This window comes from Stenotrophomonas sp. GD03794, assembly GCF_029842145.1.
In the GTDB taxonomy this organism is placed as follows: domain Bacteria; phylum Pseudomonadota; class Gammaproteobacteria; order Xanthomonadales; family Xanthomonadaceae; genus Stenotrophomonas; species Stenotrophomonas riyadhensis.
The window spans coordinates 21237-35275 of sequence record NZ_JAOCFV010000047.1; the positions used below are offsets into that span (position 1 = coordinate 21237).

A 14039-nucleotide genomic window follows, 5' to 3' on the forward strand; every position below is an offset into this window, starting at 1 on the left:
ATGAATCGTCTGGCGTGTTGGCCAGATTAAGCGGATTCAGCCCGGAAATCGAGGTGGGTGCTGTGAATAATGCCAAGCATCTTTCGCACCCTGTGGGATTGTCGTCATGACTGTTGCAGCGCCCCGTATCCGCATGCTGATCGATGGCCAGTTCGTTGAATCGGCCACCTCCCACTGGCAGGACGTGATCAATCCGGCCACCCAGGACGTGCTGGCCAAGGTGCCGTTCGCCACCACCGGCGAAGTGGACGCCGCCGTCGCCGCCGCCAAGGAAGCCTTCAAGACCTGGCGCAAGACCCCGATCGGCACCCGTGCGCGCATCTTCCTGAAGTACCAGCAGCTGATCCGCGAAAACATGAGCGAGCTGGCCCACATCCTTACCGCCGAACAGGGCAAGACCCTGCCGGACGCCGAAGGCGATGTGTTCCGCGGCCTGGAAGTGGTCGAGCACGCCGCCGCCATCGGCAACCTGCAGCTGGGCGAGCTGGCCAACAACGTGGCCAATGGCGTGGACACCTACACGATCATGCAGCCGCTGGGCGTGTGCGCCGGCATCACCCCGTTCAACTTCCCGGCGATGATCCCGCTGTGGATGTTCCCGATGGCGATTGCAACGGGCAACACCTTCATCCTCAAGCCGTCCGAGCAGGACCCGATGGTCACCATGCGCCTGGTCGAGCTTGCGCTGGAAGCAGGCATTCCGAAGGGCGTGCTGAACGTCGTCCATGGCGGCGAGGAAGTGGTCAACGCGATCTGCGACCACCCGGACATCAAGGCCGTTTCGTTCGTCGGTTCCACCCGCGTCGGCACCCACGTCTACAACCGTGCCTCGCTGGCCGGCAAGCGCGTGCAGTGCATGATGGGCGCCAAGAACCACGCCGTGGTGCTGCCGGACGCCAACAAGGAACAGACCCTCAACGCGATGGTCGGCGCCGCCTTCGGTGCCGCGGGCCAGCGCTGCATGGCGGCCTCCACCCTGGTGCTGGTGGGTGAAGCACGCAACTGGGTGCAGGACCTGGTCACCAAGGCCAAGACCCTGAAGGTCAGCGGCGGCACCGTCGCCGGCACCGACGTCGGTCCGGTCATTTCCTGCAGCGCCCGCGAGCGCGTGGAAGGCCTGATCGCCTCGGGCGTGGAGCAGGGCGCCAAGCTGGTGCTCGATGGACGCAAGCCGCAGGTCGATGGTTTCGAGAAGGGCAACTTCGTCGGCCCGACCATCTTTGCCGGTGTCACCACCGACATGCGCATCTACCAGGAAGAAATCTTCGGGCCGGTGCTGGTCATCCTCGAAGCGGAGACGCTGGAAGAGGCCATCGCGATGGTCAACAGCAACCCGAACGGCAACGGCACCGCACTGTTCACCCAGTCCGGCGCGGCCGCGCGCAAGTTCCAGGAAGACATCGACGTGGGCCAGGTCGGCATCAACGTGCCGATCCCGGTGCCGGTGCCGCTGTTCTCGTTCACCGGTTCGCGCGCCTCCAAGCTGGGCGACCTGGGCCCGTACGGCAAGCAGGTGGTGCTGTTCTACACACAGACCAAGACGGTCACCGCGCGCTGGTTCGATGACGAGACGCTCAGCCATGGCGTCAACACCACGATCAGCCTGAAGTAACGGCAGGAGCAGCCATGAGCCACTCGATGACGACGGAACTGGAAGAAGCGCAGCAGGCGTACCGCGAGGCGGCGCGCGACTTCGCACAGGCCGAACTGGCGCCGCACGCCGCGCGATGGGATGCGGAGGGCATCTTTCCGCGCGAGGCGATCGCCAAGGCCGGTGAACTGGGCTTCTGCGGCCTGTACATGGACCCGGAAGTGGGCGGCAGCGGCCTGAGCCGACTGGACGCCGCCGTCGTCATCGAGGAGCTCGCCAACGTGGATCCGTCGACCGCGGCGTACATCAGCATCCACAACATGGCCTCGTGGATGGTGTCCAAGTGGGGCCAGCCGGCGCTGCGCGATGCGTGGGGCCAGGATCTGGCCGCCGGCCTCAAGCTGGCCTCGTACTGCCTGACCGAACCCGGTGCCGGTTCCGATGCGGCCTCGCTGAAGACCACCGCCGTGCGCGACGGTGACTTCTATGTGCTGAACGGCTCGAAGGCCTTCATTTCCGGCGCCGGTGCCACCGAGCTGCTGGTGGTGATGGCGCGTACCGGTGGTGCCGGTGCCGGCGGTGTCAGCGCCATTGCGGTGCCGGCCGACCTGCCGGGCATCAGCTTCGGCCGCAAGGAAGAGAAGATGGGCTGGAACAGCCAGCCTACCCGTGGCATCACCTTCGAAAACGTCCGCGTACCGGTCAGCCACCTTCTGGGAGAGGAAGGCGGCGGCTTCAAGCTGGCGATGAAGGGGCTCGATGGCGGCCGCATCAACATCGCCGCCTGCTCGCTGGGCGCCGCGCAGGGTGCGCTGGACGCTGCACGCCGCTACATGGGCGAGCGCCGCCAGTTCGGCAAGGCACTGGCCGAGTTCCAGGCATTGCAGTTCAAGCTGGCCGACATGGTCACCCAGCTGGTGGCCGCCCGGCAGATGGTGCACACCGCTGCGCGCAAGCTCGATGCCGGTGCCAGCGACGCCAACGTGTGGTGCGCGATGGCCAAGCGCTTCGCCACCGATGCCGGTTTCAACGTCTGCAACGAAGCACTGCAGATCCACGGTGGCTACGGCTACATCCGCGAATACCCGATCGAGCGCCTGCTGCGTGACTGCCGCGTGCACCAGATCCTGGAAGGCACCAACGAGATCATGCGGGTGATCGTTGCCCGTCACCTGCTCAACACCGAAGAGGAACTGCGATGAAGGATTGGCGTACCCAGGAGCACGTGGGCCTGAAGGTCGAGGCCGATGGCCACACCGCGGTCATCACCCTGCACAACCCGCCGGCGCATACCTGGACCGTGCACAGCCTGTCGGCACTGCGCGACCTGGTGGGCGCGCTCAACGCAGACCGCGAGATCTACGCGCTGGTGATTACCGGCGATGGCGAGAAGTTCTTCTCCGCCGGTGCCGACCTCAACCAGTTCGCCTCGGGCGACAAGGCCGCCGCACGCGAAGCCGCACGCCGTTTCGGCGAAGCCTTCGAGGCGCTGTCCGGTTTCCGTGGTGTGTCGATTGCCGCGATCAACGGCTACGCCATGGGCGGTGGCCTGGAATGCGCGCTGGCCTGTGATCTGCGCATCATTGAAGACCATGCCCAGGTCGCGCTGCCGGAGGCCACCGTCGGCCTGCTGCCGTGCGCCGGTGGCACCCAGAACCTGCCGCGCCTGGTTGGCGAGGGCTGGGCCAAGCGCATGATCCTGCTGGGTGAGCGCATCAACGCCGAGACCGCGCTGCGGATCGGCCTGGCCGAAGAAAAGGTCGGCAAGGGCGAAGCCAAGGCGCTGGCGCTGGAATGGGCGAAGAAGGCCGGCAAGCAGAGCCCGACCAGCATCGCCGCCTGCAAGACCCTGGTGCAGGCCACCCGCACCGGCACCCACGCTTCGGCGCTGGTGGCCGAACGCGAAGCCTTCGTCGACCTGTTCGACACCGCCGACCAGGTCGAGGGCGTGACCGCCTTCCTGGAAAAGCGCGCTGCGCAGTGGAAGAACGCATGAGCACCGACACCGCTGCCGACGACGCACCGGTGCTGTTCGAAGAGCGCGCAGCCGGCAATGGCACGCGCATCGGCATCGCCACGCTCAACGCGCCGCGCACGCTCAACGGCTTCTCGCTGCCGATGGCGAACCTGCTGCTGAAGCAGTTGAATGCCTGGGCCGACGACGACGGCATCGCCATGGTGGTGCTGCAGGGCGCTGGCGAAAAGGCGTTCTGCGCCGGCGGCGACCTGCACAGCCTGTACAAGAGCATGGCCGCCTTCCGCGAGGCCGGCCGCAGCGACATCCGCGAGAACGATTACGCGGCCGAGTTCTTCGACGTCGAATACCGCGTCGATTACCTCATCCACACCTATGCCAAGCCGATCCTGTGCTGGGGCCACGGCATCGTGATGGGCGGTGGCATCGGCCTGATGTCCGGTGCCAGCCACCGCGTGGTCAGCGAGCGCTCCAAGCTGGCCTTCCCGGAAATCACCGTCGGCCTGTTCCCCGATGTGGGTGGCAGCTGGCTGCTGCCACGCGTACCGGGCAAGGGCGGGCTGTTCCTGGCCCTGACCGGCGCACTGCTCAATCCAGGCGATGCCATCTATGCCGGCCTGGCCGATGTGCACGTGGCCGAAGAACGCCGCAGCGCGGTGTTCGACGCGCTGCTGCAGGTCGCGTGGTCCAGCAACGCCGCACACAACCACGAACGCCTCAGCCATCTGCTGCAGTCGCATGCCAGCGATGCTGCCACGGGTCCGTTGCTGGCCAATGCGGCGCAGGTTGATGCGTTGTGCGAAGGCGATGACCTGCAGGCCATCATTGCGCGCATTGCCGGTCTGCAGACCGACGATGCCTGGCTGCAGGCAGCACAGAAGACCCTCGCCGCCGGTGCACCCGGTTCGGCACGGCTGTCGTACGAGCTGCAGCGCCGCAGTGCCGGCCAGGACCTGGCCGCGATCTACCGCCTTGAGTACATCGTCGCCCTGCATTGCGCCGCCCACGGTGATTTCGCCGAAGGCATCCGCGCGCTGCTGATCGACAAGGACCGCAATCCGCAGTGGAACCCGGCCACCCTGGCCGAGGCCACCGGCGCGTGGGCCGACACCTTCTTCGCTTCCCCCTGGGCCGCTGCCGCGCATCCGCTGGCCGACCTGGGCACTCCCCTTGTTGAAAGGAGCCTTGCATGAGCCGCATTGCATTCATCGGGTTGGGCAACATGGGTGGCCCGATGGCCGCCAATCTGGTCAAGAACGGCCATACCGTGCGCGTGTTCGATCTGGTCCCGGCCGCGGTGCAGGCCGCCGTCGATGCCGGTGCCAGCGCGGCCGCATCGGCGCGCGAAACCCTGGCCGATGCCGAGGTGGTGATCTCGATGCTGCCGGCCAGCCGCCACGTCGAAGGCGTGTACCTGGGCGACGACGGCATCCTCGGCGCGATCCCGGCCGGTGCGCTGGTCATCGACTGCAGCACGATCGCCCCGGCCAGCGCCCGCAAGGTCTCCGAAGCCGCTGCCGCACGTGGCCTGCAGATGATCGACGCGCCGGTATCCGGCGGTACCGCCGGTGCCCAGGCCGGCACCCTCACCTTCATCGTCGGTGGCGAGGAGGATGCGCTGGAGCGCGCTCGCCCGGTGCTGCAGGCGATGGGCAAGAACATCTTCCATGTCGGCGCCAGCGGTGCCGGCCAGGTCGCCAAGCTGTGCAACAACATGGCGCTGGGCGTGATCATGGCGGTCACCGGCGAAGCCATCGCCCTCGGCGTGGCGCATGGGCTGGACCCGAAGGTGCTGTCGCAGATGATGGCGGTCAGCACCGGCCGTAGCTGGGCCACTGAAGTGTGCAACCCGTGGCCGGGCGTGCTGGAAAACGCCCCGGCCTCGCGCGGCTACAGCGGCGGTTTCGGCAGCGATCTGATGCTGAAGGACATGGGCCTGGCGGTGGAAGCGGCGATGAGTGTCGGCGCTTCGATTCCGCTGGGCGAAGTGGCCCGCAACCTGTACTCGATGAACCACCAGGCCGGCCGCGGCAAGCTGGATTTCTCCAGCGTCGTGCAGCTCATCACGAGCGAGAAGTGACCTGGTAGCGCCGGCCGCTGGCCGGCAACCTCATGCCCCCGTGCGGGACAACGAAGGTGGGATGGGCGGATGTTCGGTTTCGACCGGCATCCGCCCATTTTTTTGGGGTCGGAGCCCTTTCGCAACGCGAAAGGGCTCTGACCCCCGAGTACTCTGCGATGGGGTCAGAGCCCTTTGCCGGTGGCAAAGGGATCCGACCCCGGTCCCATCAGGCAACGATCAGCGTCACGTCGATGTTGCCGCGGGTGGCGTTGGAGTACGGGCACACGATGTGCGCCTTCTGCACCAGCTCTTCCAGCTGCTCGCGCGGCACGCCCGGAGCGCTGATGGTCAGCTCGGCTTCGATGCCGAAACCGGTCGGGATCTGGCCGATGCCGACCTTGCCGGTCACGGTGGTGTCGGCCGGCAGCGCGACCTTGGCCTGGCCGGCCACGAACTTCAGCGCGCCCAGGAAGCAGGCCGAGTAGCCGGCCGCGAACAGCTGTTCCGGGTTGGTGCCCGGGCCGCCGGCGCCGCCCAGCTCGCGCGGGGTCGACAGCTGGATGTCCAGCACGTTGTCGGAAGAGACGGAACGGCCTTCACGGCCGCCGGTGGAGGTGGCCTGGGCGGTGTACAGAACCTTTTCGATGGACATCGGGATGCTCCTGGTCGGTGGGTGGGTGTTGCGTTGGAGCCTACTTTGCCCGGTTTCCGCGTACGTTGGGTTGCAATGCGTACGAAAAACTTGATCGATCGTCCTGCTGGCCTAGATCGTCCACTCGCGGTCAGTGGTGAACATGATGGTCAGCCAGCGGTCCGGCGAGGCTTCGCCCAGCGCATCGCCGATCTCGTCGCGCAGCTGATCCCATTCCACCAAGGGCCGCGGCGGGTCGTTTTCCGGCACCACGAAGAACAGCTCGATCTGCTCGCCACGCCCCACCTGCGCCACGTAGCTGCGGTGCTCGACGAAACCGTGCTTGGCCACGATCCCGCGTGCCACTGCATCCACATGGGCCTGCAGTTCCGGCGGGGTGACCAGCAGGATGCCGGCCAGCGCCCGGCGCACGGTGCCGAGCGGGGCGATCATCACCAGCACGCAGACGAAGGCGAGGATGGCCGGGTCGATGTACGGCCCGACCCAGGCCCACGAGGTGCCCTGTACCAGCACGCCGCCGAGGAAGGCCAGCAGGTAGCAGGCCGACATGCTGGCGGCGATCACCCAGTTCTTCGCGTCCAGCGCGATGAACTCCGAACCGATGCGGCGGTTGGCGCGCAGGATGAACCAGGCCAGCGCGGCTTCGCCCACGATCGACAGCCCGGCGAAGGCGATGGCCGGGCCGAGCGCGATATGGCGGCCCCCGGACATCAACGCGTCCACCGCATTGACCAGTGCATACAGCGCCGCACCGATCATCAGTGTGCCGCTCACCCCCAGCACGATCGGCTCCAGGTGCCAGAAGCCCATGGTGAAGCGCTGGTTGAGCCGCGATTGCAGCGCATCGGTCTGTGTGGACAGCGCGATCAGGCGCGCCACCAGAAGCGACAGCCAGGTCATCACCACATCGATCAGGCCGTAGATGCCGTCGAAGATGATCAGCGAAGAATTGGCCAGCAGGCCGAACACCACCGCCGCCGCGGCCAGCAGCAGAGAGGCGGCGATCGACAGGCGCAGCACGCCCTGTTCGGTAGTGGGGTCGAAGAACTTCGGGCGGTTGGCGGCCATGGTTCAATTGTAGAGCGGAGCCAGGCTCCGCTGCCTTTCGCAGCCTCCGCCGGCCAACCGCGCTACCCCCGTGGGGCCGCTTCCCGTAGACTGCGCCCCTCCCACGTACCGACGCCCGCCTGCAGTGATCACGCCACCCTGACCCTTGCCGCACATCGGCAGCCGGCCTGCCCGGCTCAGGAACCCGTGTCTTTCCACTGCAGCGCCATGCGGCCACGCCCGCCTGCGCGCGGAGCTTTCCCATGCAAACGTCCTACCCCCTGCGCCAGCAATGGCTCGGCAACATCCGTGGCGACCTGCTGTCCGGCATCGTCGTCGCCCTGGCCCTGATTCCCGAGGCCATCGCCTTCTCGCTCATCGCCGGTGTCGACCCCAAGGTCGGCCTGTACGCCGCGTTCTCGATTGCCGTCATCACTGCCATCGCTGGCGGCCGCCCCGGCATGATCTCCGCCGCCACCGGTGCAATGGCGCTGGTGATGGTCGGACCTGGTCAAGGACCACGGCCTGCAGTACCTGTTCGCTGCCAGCATCCTGGCTGGGTTGCTGCAGGTACTGGCCGGCGTGTTCAAGCTCGGCGCGTTGATGCGTTTCGTCTCGCGCTCGGTCATCACCGGCTTCGTCAACGCGCTGGCGATCCTGATCTTCCTGGCACAGATGCCCGAGCTGATCGGCCGCGGCCCTGCGGTCTACGTGCTGTGCGCCGCCGCGCTGGCGATCATCTACCTGTTGCCACGCCTCACCCGCGCCGTGCCATCACCGCTGGTGGCCATTGTGGTGCTTACCGCCGTGGTGATTGGCTTTGGTGTGGAGGTGCGCAGCGTCGGCGACATGGGCCAGTTGCCTGACAGCCTGCCGCATTTCCTCATCCCCGATGTGCCGCTCACCTGGGAAACGCTGCGCATCCTGCTGCCGGTATCGGCCACGCTGGCCGTGGTCGGTCTGCTCGAATCGATGATGACCCTGCAGATCGTCGAGGACATCACCGAGACGCCCAGCGAGCGCAACCGCGAATGCGTCGGCCAGGGCGTGGCGAACACGGTCACCGGCTTCCTCGGTGGCATGGCCGGCTGCGCGATGATCGGCCAGTCGGTGATCAACGTGACCTCCGGTGGCCGCGGCCGCCTGTCCTGCCTGGTGGCCGGTGTGTTCCTGCTGGTGCTGGTGGTGTACGGCAGCGATCTGGTACGGCAGATCCCGATGGCGGCGCTGGTTGCAGTGATGATCATGGTCAGCATCGGCACCTTCAGCTGGCGCTCGCTGCGCGACCTGCGCACGCATCCGCGCAGTTCCTCTGCGGTGATGCTGCTGACCGTGGTGGTCACCGTGGCCACCCACGATCTGGCCAAGGGCGTGCTCAGCGGTGTGCTGCTGTCGGCCCTGTTCTTCGCGCGCAAGGTCGGCCGCATGCTGGACGTGCAGCGCGACGATGCCGGTGACACGCAGGTCTACCGCGTGCGCGGGCAGGTGTTCTTTGCCTCGGCGGGGCAGCTGGGTGCGGCGTTCGATTACCAGCACGTGGCGCCGAAGGTGCAGATTGATCTGCGCGATGCCCACCTGTGGGACCTGACTGCCGTGGCCGCGCTGGAGCGGGCGCAGGAAAAGCTGGCCGCGCACGGTGCGGAGGTGACGGTGGTGGGGCTCAATGCGGCCAGCCAGACGTTGATCGAGCAGGTGGGCGGCGCGCGCGGGGGGCATTGAGTCCGCAGCGCGCCCCAGGTAGCGCCGGGCCATGCCCGGCGAGCGCAGTGGCTGCGATCAGGCGGTGCCAGCGGGTTGCTTGTCGGCTTGCACGATGAGATGCACCCCGAGCGCTGACAGTACCCGCTGCACGGTGTCGAAGCGTGGGTGTGCTCCGGGGCGCAGCGCCTTGTACAGGCTCTCGCGTCCAAGGCCGGAGACCTCGGCAACGCCGCCCATGCCACGGGCACGTGCCACTGTTCCGAGTGCCTCTTGGAAGTGGCCCGCATCACCTGCTGCCAAGGCCTCGCTCAGATAGGTGGCGATTGCGACGTCATCATCCAGATAGTCGGCGGGATCGAAGGGAATCGTCTTCAGCTTGCTCATGGGGAGAGTCCTGGGAACGGCATGGAATCGAATGGTGGCTACAGCAACTCCGCGAGCCTGACCGCTTTCTCGATATCGCGACGCTGGCTCGACTTGTCGCCACCGTGCAGGAGCACGACGATGGATCTCCCGCGGCGTGTGAAATACACGCGATATCCCGGTCCATGGTTGATACGCAGTTCGCTCACGCCATGACCCACCGATCGAACATCTCCCTCGAGACCGCGGGCGACGCGCTGCAGGCGTTCCACGATCACGGCCCGGGTCCCGCTGTTATTGAGCCCGCGCAGCCAGCGCGTGAACGTCTCTGTTGCCTGGAGGGTTGCCATCCATGAATCGTATCCATAAGGATACATCGTTCAATTGGTATCTGCGTCAATGCGTGGCGTACTGCGCTGAACCCGCTGGTCGTATCCATGGAGAACGCGAATCCCAAGCTCCCCGAGGGCAGGAAGCGTCCGCCTCCGCCCCCCAGCCCGCCGCGGCCGCCAGCGGGAGCCGGGCCCAACCGGCGCTCGCCGCGCGGCTGACCGGGCGCATTCAGCCGCGCGGTGTAAACTATTGATCTCACTGGCAATGCCAGTCTCCACGATCAATGCCCCGATGACGTCCGCCACCGCCCGTTACGCCGATTCCCTGCGCCTGTCCGTTGCCCCGATGATGGACTGGACGGACCGCCATTGCCGCGTGTTCCATCGGGTGCTGGCGCCGGGCGCACGCCTGTACACGGAAATGGTGCATGCCAACGCGGTCATCCACGGCGATCGCGAGCGCCTGCTCGGCTTCGACCGCAGCGAACAGCCGCTGGCGCTGCAGCTGGGTGGCAGTGATCCGGTGCTGCTGGCGCAGGCCGCGCGCATCGCCGGCGAGTGGGGCTATGACGAGGTCAACCTCAACTGCGGCTGCCCGTCCGACCGCGTGCAGGCCGGGCGTTTTGGCGCGTGCCTGATGCGCGAGCCGGCGCTGGTGGCCGAATGCGTCGCGGCGATGGTCGACGCGGTTGATATCCCGGTAACGGTGAAGTGCCGCCTGGGCGTGGACGAGGACAACGACTACGACGTGTTTGCCAGCTTCGTCGACCGCCAGGTTGCCGCCGGTGCGGCGATGGTGGTGGTGCATGCGCGCAACGCGTGGCTGAAGGGCCTGTCGCCGAAGGAGAACCGTGAGGTTCCCCCGCTCAAATACGACTGGGCCTACCGCCTGAAGCGGGAGCGCCCGGCACTGCCGGTGGTGATCAACGGCGGCCTGGCCAGCATCGAGGCGGTGCAGGTGCAGGCCGCGCACGTCGATGGCGTGATGCTGGGCCGGGCGGCCTATCACGACCCCTACCTGCTGCATCAACTGGAGGCGCTGCATACCGGCGCCCCGCTGCAGGCCCGTGGAGACCTGCTGCGCGCGATGCGCCCCTACATCGAGGCGCGGCTGGGCGAAGGCCTGGCACTGAAGCACATCACCCGCCACCTGCTCGGCCTGTTCCACGGCCAGCCCGGTGGCCGCGCATTCCGCCAGGTGCTGAGCGAGGGCGCGCACCGCCCGGGCGCCGACTGGCGCCTGGTCGAACAGGCGCTGGCCGTCACCGAGCGCGACGCTGATCGCGCCGCAGCGTGACCGCAGTCACACTCCCGGCTTGACAAGGGACGGCGATTCGTCCCGAATGTTCACTTAGATGAACGACGCGGGCGAAGGGCCGGAAAAGTTCAGACCGGATTCACTGCCCCAAACCAAGAATTTGCAAAGGATTTGTAAAACGCCGGGTCCCGAACCCGGCACCCGGATTTACGACTTTTGAACGAATCGCCGAGCTCGGCTAGGATCGCATCGATGTCTTCCGCTCCCTTCCATTGCCGCATTGCCCTGGCCACCTGCGTGGTGCTGTCGGCTGTGCCGCTGTCTTCGGCGCTGGCGCAACAGCCGCCGCGTGGCGAGCAGGCGAGGGCGGAGATGATGGAGCGGGGCGAGCGTGGCAATCGTGGCGACGAGCGATCGCTGTCCGATGCCGTGCGCCGCGTGCAGCGCACCACCGGCGGTCACATCCTCGGCGCCGAGCGTGTGCCGTTCGATGGTCGTGACATCAACCGGGTGAAGTACATGGACGACCGGGGCCGGGTCCGCTACATGGACGACCCTGCCCCGTCGCGTTCACAGCCGCGCACGCCGCGGTCGGATATGTCATCACTACGCGGCGATAACCCCTGAACAGGGATAGTCGTCGCTATCAACCCGTACCCCACAGGCCTCCGGGCCACACCCAGGACACTAGGGAGAGTTCATGCGTATCCTTCTGGTCGAAGACGAAGCCCCGCTGCGTGAGACCCTGGCAGCCCGGCTCAAGCGCGAAGGCTTTGCCGTCGATGCTGCGCAGGACGGCGAGGAAGGCCTCTACATGGGGCGCGAAGTCCCGTTCGATGTCGGCATCATCGACCTCGGCCTGCCCAAGATGTCGGGCATGGAGTTGATCAAGGCCCTGCGTGATGAAGGCAAGAAGTTCCCGGTGCTGATCCTGACCGCGCGTTCGAGCTGGCAGGACAAGGTCGAGGGCCTGAAGCAGGGCGCCGACGACTACCTGGTCAAGCCGTTCCACGTCGAAGAACTGCTGGCCCGCGTCAACGCGCTGCTGCGCCGCGCCGCTGGCTGGAGCAAGCCGACGCTGGAATGCGGCCCGGTTGCGCTGGATCTCGCCGCCCAGACCGTCAGCGTCGCCGGCAGCAATGTCGACCTGACCAGCTACGAGTACAAGGTGCTGGAGTACCTGATGATGCATGCCGGTGAGCTGGTCTCCAAGGCCGACCTCACCGAGCACATCTACCAGCAGGACTTCGACCGCGACTCGAACGTGCTGGAGGTCTTCATCGGCCGCCTGCGCAAGAAGCTGGACCCGGATGGCGAGCTGAAGCCGATCGAGACCGTGCGCGGCCGCGGCTACCGTTTCGCGATCCCGCGCAACGAGGGCTGAGCCGGCTCACCCTGGCGATTACACGATGTCCGGCCGTCTGTGGTTCTTCCGACGCTGGCGGCCGCGCTCACTGCAGGCGCGCCAGATGTTCGCCGCGTCCGTGGGTCTGGTCGCGTTCCTGGCGCTGGCCGGTTACGCGCTCGACGCCGCCTTCGCCGATACGGCGAAGGCGAACCTGCGTGAGCGCCTGAAGAACTACGCCACCGCCTATGCGGCCGGCATCGATTTCACCCGCGACCGCTCGCTGTACATCCGCGAGCAGCCGCCGGATTCGCGCTTCGACGTGCCGGGCAGTGGCCTGTACCTGCAGGTGGTGATGCCGCACGGCAAGGGCAACTCGATGTCCGCCGAAGGCCCGATGCTGCCCACCGTCGGCGGCGGCCTGCTGGCACCGCGCCAGGAAGTGTTCGAAGGCCCGCTGCCGATGATCCAGATCGATGGCAGCCAGGGCTCGGTGTACCGCTATGGCCTGGGCCTGGTGTGGGACGCCGACGCCGACCCCGCCACCGAATTCCCGTACACCATCTACGTGATGGAAGACTCACGCGCGCTGGGCGCGCAGCTGCGCGTGTTCCGCAGCCGGGTCTGGTTCTACCTCGGCGGCATCGGCCTGATCCTGCTGCTGCTGCAGACCGTCATCCTGCAGTGGAGCCTGCGCCCGCTGCGCCGCGTGATCACCGAGCTGACCAAGGTGCAGCGCGGCGAGACCGAGCGCATGAGCGAGCGCCACCCGCGCGAGCTGGAACCGCTGACCGACAGCATCAACGCCTTCATCGAAAGCGAGCGCGAGAACCTGGAGCGCCAGCGCAACACCCTGGCCGATCTGGCGCACAGCCTGAAGACGCCGATCGCGGTGCTGCGCACGCAGATGGACAGCGGCGCCGGCGACGGCGCGCTGCGCGAGGAACTGGACGTGCAGCTGCAGCGCATGAACAACCTGGTCTCGTACCAGCTGGCACGCGCTGCGTCGTCGGGCCACAAGCTGTTCTCCGCGCCGCTGCCGATCGAATCGAATGCCGAGGAAATCGTGCGGGGCCTGGAAAAGGTCTATGCCTCCAAGGGCGTGCTGGGCGAATTCGACATCGACCCGGCCGCGCGCTTCCATGGCGAACCGGGTGACCTGCAGGAACTGCTCGGCAACCTGCTGGAAAACGCCTTCAAGTGGGCCAACCGTCGCGTGCTGCTGACCGCGCAGCCGCTGCCGGCACCGAACGCCCGTCGCGCCGGCCTGCTGCTGGCGGTGGACGACGATGGCCCGGGCATTGCCCCTGACGACATCGGCAAGGTGCTGCAGCGTGGCGTCCGTGGCGACGAGCGCGTGCAGGGACACGGCATCGGCCTGTCGATCGTGCAGGACCTGATCAAGGATTACCGCGGAGAACTGGCCGTAGGCCGCTCCAGCGAGCTGGGTGGGGCGCGCTTCGAAGTGCGCCTGCCGCCGGGACCGTAAGCCGCGCGCTCCCGTCCGCCGGGCATCGCCTGGCGCAACAACGCGTGGTGTTCCGGTAGTGCCGGCCGTTGGCTGGCAACCTCATGATCTTCGGTGGCAGTGCCAGGATGCCGGCCAGCGGCCGGCACTACCGTATTTCGATCTTCGGCGGCTCGCCATAGAACCGCCGCAGCTGCGCGCTCCCGTCCGCGGGGCATCGCCTGGCGCAACAGCGCGTGGTGTTC

General features: G+C 67.0%; 13 protein-coding genes and 1 pseudogene. 10 read left to right on the forward strand and 4 right to left on the reverse strand.

Annotated features, from left to right (window positions below):
- The first annotated feature begins 106 nt into the window (after window positions 1-106).
- The 5 genes from N5D91_RS19335 to mmsB are packed head-to-tail and all read left to right on the forward strand — an operon-like array spanning window position 107 to window position 5646.
- The gene (locus N5D91_RS19335) at window positions 107-1612 is read left to right on the forward strand and encodes a CoA-acylating methylmalonate-semialdehyde dehydrogenase (RefSeq protein WP_049399840.1); all 1506 of its coding nucleotides are present in this window, start codon (window positions 107-109) and stop codon (window positions 1610-1612) included.
- A gap of 14 nt (window positions 1613-1626) precedes the next feature.
- A complete protein-coding gene (locus N5D91_RS19340; protein WP_110710760.1) occupies window positions 1627-2793 on the forward strand; it encodes an acyl-CoA dehydrogenase family protein in 1167 nt (388 codons plus the stop codon).
- Window positions 2790-3587: an enoyl-CoA hydratase gene (locus N5D91_RS19345; protein WP_153856745.1), complete on the forward strand. Its 798-nt coding sequence runs from the start codon at window positions 2790-2792 to the stop codon at window positions 3585-3587. The genes N5D91_RS19340 and N5D91_RS19345 overlap by 4 nt, the downstream gene beginning before the upstream one ends.
- On the forward strand, window positions 3584-4759 hold the full coding sequence (locus N5D91_RS19350) for an enoyl-CoA hydratase/isomerase family protein (RefSeq protein WP_180854539.1): 1176 nt from the start codon (window positions 3584-3586) through the stop codon (window positions 4757-4759). The genes N5D91_RS19345 and N5D91_RS19350 overlap by 4 nt, the downstream gene beginning before the upstream one ends.
- Window positions 4756-5646: a 3-hydroxyisobutyrate dehydrogenase gene (mmsB, locus tag N5D91_RS19355; protein ID WP_110710762.1), complete on the forward strand. Its 891-nt coding sequence runs from the start codon at window positions 4756-4758 to the stop codon at window positions 5644-5646. Before N5D91_RS19350 ends, mmsB begins: the two co-directional genes overlap by 4 nt.
- A gap of 208 nt (window positions 5647-5854) precedes the next feature.
- Here the strand turns inward: mmsB and N5D91_RS19360 are convergent, their stop codons facing one another.
- Together N5D91_RS19360 and N5D91_RS19365 are read right to left on the reverse strand one after the other, a co-directional pair.
- Complete coding sequence (locus N5D91_RS19360; RefSeq protein WP_014035621.1) at window positions 5855-6280, reverse strand: organic hydroperoxide resistance protein; 426 nt, start codon at window positions 6278-6280, stop codon at window positions 5855-5857.
- Window positions 6281-6391: 111 nt separating this feature from the next.
- Window positions 6392-7348, reverse strand: coding sequence for a cation transporter (locus N5D91_RS19365; RefSeq protein WP_110710763.1), 957 nt, complete (start codon window positions 7346-7348; stop codon window positions 6392-6394).
- A 242-nt stretch (window positions 7349-7590) separates the two neighbouring features.
- Between N5D91_RS19365 and N5D91_RS19370 the strand changes: the two are divergent.
- A pseudogene (locus N5D91_RS19370) lies at window positions 7591-9046 on the forward strand (SulP family inorganic anion transporter).
- 57 nt (window positions 9047-9103) lie between these two features.
- On the opposite strand, the gene N5D91_RS19375 reads toward N5D91_RS19370, so the two are convergent.
- Window positions 9104-9412, reverse strand: a complete 309-nt coding sequence (locus tag N5D91_RS19375) for an addiction module antidote protein (protein ID WP_004136660.1) — start codon at window positions 9410-9412, stop codon at window positions 9104-9106.
- A 38-nt stretch (window positions 9413-9450) separates the two neighbouring features.
- Entirely contained in the window at window positions 9451-9741 is a 291-nt protein-coding gene (locus N5D91_RS19380) for a type II toxin-antitoxin system RelE/ParE family toxin (RefSeq protein WP_153856750.1), read from the reverse strand.
- A gap of 247 nt (window positions 9742-9988) precedes the next feature.
- Between N5D91_RS19380 and dusA the strand changes: the two genes are divergently transcribed.
- The 4 genes from dusA to N5D91_RS19400 all read left to right on the forward strand — a co-directional run bounded on the left by dusA (window position 9989) and on the right by N5D91_RS19400 (window position 13815).
- Window positions 9989-11020, forward strand: a complete 1032-nt coding sequence (gene dusA, locus N5D91_RS19385) for a tRNA dihydrouridine(20/20a) synthase DusA (protein ID WP_180854538.1) — start codon at window positions 9989-9991, stop codon at window positions 11018-11020.
- Window positions 11021-11233: 213 nt separating this feature from the next.
- Entirely contained in the window at window positions 11234-11608 is a 375-nt protein-coding gene (locus N5D91_RS19390; RefSeq protein ID WP_110710766.1) for a hypothetical protein, read from the forward strand.
- Between the two features lie 73 nt (window positions 11609-11681).
- Window positions 11682-12365 (forward strand): response regulator transcription factor, encoded by a 684-nt coding sequence (locus tag N5D91_RS19395; protein ID WP_004136763.1) that lies wholly within the window; start codon window positions 11682-11684, stop codon window positions 12363-12365.
- 25 nt (window positions 12366-12390) lie between these two features.
- A complete protein-coding gene (locus N5D91_RS19400; RefSeq protein ID WP_279908615.1) occupies window positions 12391-13815 on the forward strand; it encodes a sensor histidine kinase in 1425 nt (474 codons plus the stop codon).
- Window positions 13816-14039 lie beyond the last annotated feature (224 nt).